We start from the raw sequence: 4,828 nt of genomic DNA on the forward strand, positions 1-4,828 counted from the left end.
CCAGGAACACGAGCACCACCATGCACAGCCGGAGCCTTTGGGACCGCGAAGTTGGTTGAACACCGTCTCACTGGGTTTCTCCGGTGGTGTGGTGCCGTGCCCCAAGGCTTTGGTCATCTTGCTCCTGGCCATATCGATGCACAAGATCCCCCTTGGGCTGGCGCTTGTTGCCAGTTTCAGCCTCGGGATGGCAGTGGTGATGGTGGTGTTGGGCGTTGTCGTGGTGAGGGGGGCGCGCCTGGCCCAAGGCCGCCTGCCTGCCTGGGGTGCTCCTATCGTGGCCCTGGCCGGTGCCGTGGTGATTGTTGCCCTTGGTGTGCTCGTGACCGTTCGTTCACTTGTCGCAAGTTGATATGGCGAGACTCTCGGTCAGAATACATGGGTGGGCAGGCAGATCGACCTGGCCGGAGCGCCTGAGGGCCGCGTTTTTTTCTCCGGAGGATAGGTGACATCAGCAAAGTCATGGCTTGTGCCTCTCGCTGTCATCGGCCTAGCGTCGTGGGTGGTGCCAGCCGGGGGTCAATGGATCTATTTCCGCAACTTTGTTCGCCACGCCGACGGGCAGTTCTGCCGTCACCAGCCTCCCGAGGCGAGCTTTACGGTGTTCTTGAACGGCGACCAGTCGCGCGTTCTGTTGGAGAACGCGCCACGCTGGGACACGGGCGGCGATCCAAACATCGACGGCAAGGGGACCTTTGGCGTGGAACTGGGCAACTTTTCGCCAGCCGTCGCCGTGGGGGATTGCGTGGTCGTACGTTTTTGCTGCGAGGCGACCGGGGAACAGGGCGTTCTCGCCGAACGCATCGATGCCATCCCCTGGTACCGTTGGTTCTCCACACTGTATTTGGCTAAGGTGCAGATGCCCGCACGGCCGCGAGGGCTGCGCCTGCAGAAGAACCTTCGCGGCCATCGCGAGCTGGCGTGGGAGGCAATCCCGAATGCCACTTACACCGTCTATCGGCGGGCTCTACAGGATACCGTGGCTGGTGGTCAGGCGCGGATGCAGTACCAGCTCGTGGCCGAGGGGCTCTCCGCAAGTAGCTTCACCGACTCGACTGTGGTGCCGGGTGCGAGCTACGGCTACGTGGTGTTTGCCCGGTCATCGTCTGGCGTTTGGGGTCCGCATTCGGAGGAAGTCAACGAGATTGTAGCAGGTGCAGACTTGGACGTGGGGTGGATCGCCCGCCTGCCGCGCCTCAACTACGTGTGGGGCAGCACGGACCCAGCCGTGGAGGGATGGCCCAGGCCGGGGGAGGTGGTGACATGGCGCGCACATGTCCGCAACTGGGCCGCGGAGGATATGCCGGCTGTGGCGTATGTCTGGCTCCTCGACGGGAACGAAGTTGCCCGGGGCCTCGTCGACTTGCCCGGCTCAGGAATGGCGACCGTCGATTACAGCTGGCCATGGACCTTTGCGCGCCATGAATTGGAGTTCATCATCGATCCAGACAACGCAGTGCCCGAAGAGGAAGAAGGGAACAACAGCGTCCTCATCCATACCAACGCCCTCAGCGTCGGTTTCTACGTCGAGCAGAGCGTGTACGACTACTTTCACAGTTACCAGAAAGAGTTGGGAGTGCATGCCAACTCCTGGGAGGATTGGGCGCAGCGCCACGTGCGGCGCTGGAACCAGATGTTCGCCAATGCCATCTATCCAGAAACTCCGCAGGGAGTGCTGGACCGCCTGCGCATTGACCACATCACCGTGGTGCCCGATGGCAGGCTCCCTCTGGCTGGAGGTTTGGCGACAAACACACCCAACTTGCAGGATCGCACGGTCGACCTTCAGTGGGGTTTTCCTGCCAGCTTGCTGACAAGCGGTTTCTACGCTAATCACAACAGTACCAGCGACAGCAACCCCTTCTTTTTCGAGGGCTCACTGCTCCACGAACTGGGCCACGCACGCTACCTGATCGACCTCTACGGCTTCAACGTGCACGACGACGGCCGGGGCACCACCGTCGCCATCAAGGAGGGGGATCGGCTGGTCGTGGGAACTCATTACATGCCGCTCGTGGGCGGCGACGCGGTGCACTACACCCCCTACAAGGGGCTGATGAATGGGGAGTACACGTGGATTGACCGCTACAGTGCTGTCGCATTGAATCTCATTGCCGGCCACCGTGCGACCAAGGGCAACTACAACGCTCCGGAGAACATCGGGACATTTATGCAGGACTTGCCGTTCGAGAACTGCCTGACCGTGAAAGACGGCACCGGCAACCCCTTGCCCGGTGCCCAGGTCTCTGTCTATCGAGCCACGGGGCAGTCAGGCGTGTGGTACGGCAAGTACTTCGACGACAAGGCGGACATGCTGCTTTTTGCCGATGACCTGGGGAACGTCTACCTCGGGCGGTGTCCGTTTTCTGCAAGCGGCGTCATTGTCCACGACTACGGGTGGTCCAACGCGGTGCTCATCGTCAGGGTAGAGCACGAGGGGCGAGTTGGGTACGGTTTCCTTGAGGCTACAGATTTTAACATGGAGTACTGGCGGGGGCATTTCGAAGTGGGGTACCATGAGCTGCGCGTCAATCTCCTCCCCAAGACTGGCGTCGTGTCCGCTTCAGGGGAGGAGGAAGAAGCCAGCTGCGCGCTCAGCATGGCGTTTCCCAATCCTTTCAACGAAAGTACGGGATTTGGCTTCAGCACCACAGGACAAGGTCGAACGCAAGTGGCCATCTACGATGTGAAGGGCAGATTGATCAGAACGCTGATTGCGCAGGATCTTCCGGCTGGCACGTACCGGGTACAATGGGACGGACGCGACGAGCACGGTTTGATCTCGCCCACTGGCGTTTACTGGTGTCGCCTCACAAACGGGATGCTGGTGCGGAAGCAGCAGGTCACACTGGTCCGTTAGCTCGGGTGCCGGAACATGACTCGGCGGCTCATTGCAGTTCTCACGCTGGATGCGGTGGTTCTCGTATGGGCGACCTTGGGCCGGACCCAACACGAACTGTCGCAATTGGCTGTCACGGGCAGCGACCCGCTTTTTACCACCTATGCGGCACCCCTGGCACGCTCCCAATTCGTCTTGGACGAAGGGTATCAGCTCAAGTTTTCCGAGCCGGAAAGCGGAGTGGAGTTCACCACCGACAATGGGGGCACGCTTGGTCTCGCCTTCAAAGTGGGGGGCGTGGTGCGATATCTTGTGCGCGACCTGGTCGGAGAACCCGTGATTAGCGCCTCCTACAGTGACTTGGTGCGGCTTCACATGCGACCGTTTCCGGACATCGAAGCGGAGGTCTTCTTCCAAGTCTACAGCTCCAGGATTGCCATCGAAGAGGTGGTAATCACCAACTCGGGCATAGCCACACAGGTCGTGGATGTGTACGCGTTCCTCCAACACCCCGAAGGGTTAGGGGCGCCAGCGATGAGGGAAGATGCGCGAGCCTCTGTCTGCTCCCATGAAGAGCCCCCGGACTCGTGGACCGTTGAGCATGGCGTTCCCCATTGCCGCAACGTGACCGATGTCCTGGTTCTGGATGCGCCGGCCCAGGCGTACGGCGGCTATGCGAACTTGGGCGCGCCGCCGGCGCCGCCCCTGGCGCGTGATGCGCGCGGGAGCAACTACTGCGTGGAGTGGGGCACAGTGCGTCATGCCGACGGCTCTCTGTGCACGCACCAGCCGCCTTTGGTGCAACAGCTGGTCATGCGCGTGGGACACCAGGGCGAGATCCTCACCGAAGACGCACCAAAGTGGGGGGATCCGGACCCAAACATTCCGGGGAACGGTTTTCAGGGTTGCGAGTTGGGCAACTTTCTTCACCCGCCGCTGAGGGTCGGTGATTCGGTCATCGTGGTGGTTACCTGCAACGCCACCGGCGAACAGGGAATAGGAGGCGCAGCGGTGCGGGAACTGCCTGCGCCATCGGGCGTGCGGGTCGACGTGCAGCTCGCGCCCACCACGGTGCCGCCAGCACCCCGCGACGTGCACGCCCACTTTGCCGCCAATTACCAGGCGGCAGTGGTGACCTGGGTGCCCGAGCGTGGCTGCCGTTACAACCTGTACCGGAGAACGACGGGCACGCCAGGACGCTACGACTTGGTCGCCCAGGACCTCAGCGACCCCGGCTACCTCGACTTGGGGCTCGACCCGGACAGCAGCTACCGGTACGTGCTCGTCGGCCGCGACCAACACGGCACCTGGGGATGGCGCTCTGCCGAGGTGGGACGGCCAGCGGTGACCTCTTTCTTCGCAGACGTCAACAACGCCCGCCTGTCCGGGTTGATCAGCGAGGAGTGCCACGTTGTGGCGGTGCAGCGCTCTATGTCACTGCGGCCGGGCGAAACCAAGAGCTTTCGCCTGATTCGCGCAGTCATCGAGCAGGGAGGCAACGTAGACAGCCTGGCCATGGCCTGCAAGGCTCTCATGGCCTCCGACATGGAGGAAGCACTACAGGAGGATGAGGCCGCCTATGCGCGGATACCCCGCCTGTCATGGCCAAGCCGCGACCACTGCCTCATGTACTGGAGCGCTTTCTCGATGATGCGCCAGTGCATGATGCCGCCCGAAGGGGAATGTTCCTTCAACTACTACCTTTTCTCGCGGGAACCAACCTGGGGCTGGGGGCACGGAGGCCAAGTTTTTCACGAAAGCTTGGCGATGCTCGCCTACGCCTACATGGACCCGGAGGGTGCGCAGAACTCGCAGCGCGTGTACGCCGAGCGCATGAATAGCCGGCCCGAATGGCCAGATGGCTACATCCCCTATCGTGTGGGACCTTATCTGAACGAACTGCTCTACTGGGCCAACGAGTACTCGTCCGCGGCGCCAGGGTTCAATTGGGAGACTGGGGACATCTTTCAGGTCACGCAAGATCCTAAC

3 protein-coding genes are annotated in these 4,828 nt (G+C 61.8%); all 3 read left to right on the top strand.

Going from position 1 to position 4,828, the window contains the following annotated elements; translation table 11 throughout:
* Nucleotides 1–55: 55 nt before the first annotated feature.
* Nucleotides 56–352 carry a hypothetical protein gene (locus H5U38_05840; protein ID MBC7186538.1) on the top strand — a complete coding sequence of 99 codons (297 nt, stop codon included), beginning with the start codon at nt 56–58 and terminating at the stop codon, nt 350–352.
* Between the two features lie 93 nt (nt 353–445).
* On the top strand, nt 446–2,860 hold the full coding sequence (locus tag H5U38_05845) for a T9SS type A sorting domain-containing protein (GenBank protein MBC7186539.1): 2,415 nt from the start codon (nt 446–448) through the stop codon (nt 2,858–2,860).
* A 15-nt stretch (nt 2,861–2,875) separates the two neighbouring features.
* Nucleotides 2,876–4,828, top strand: a 1,953-nt coding sequence (locus tag H5U38_05850; protein MBC7186540.1) for a hypothetical protein, incomplete at its 3' end; no start/stop codon positions are given.

Source organism: Calditrichota bacterium, assembly GCA_014359355.1.
GTDB lineage: Bacteria > Zhuqueibacterota > Zhuqueibacteria > JANLFK01 > Oleimicrobiaceae > Oleimicrobium.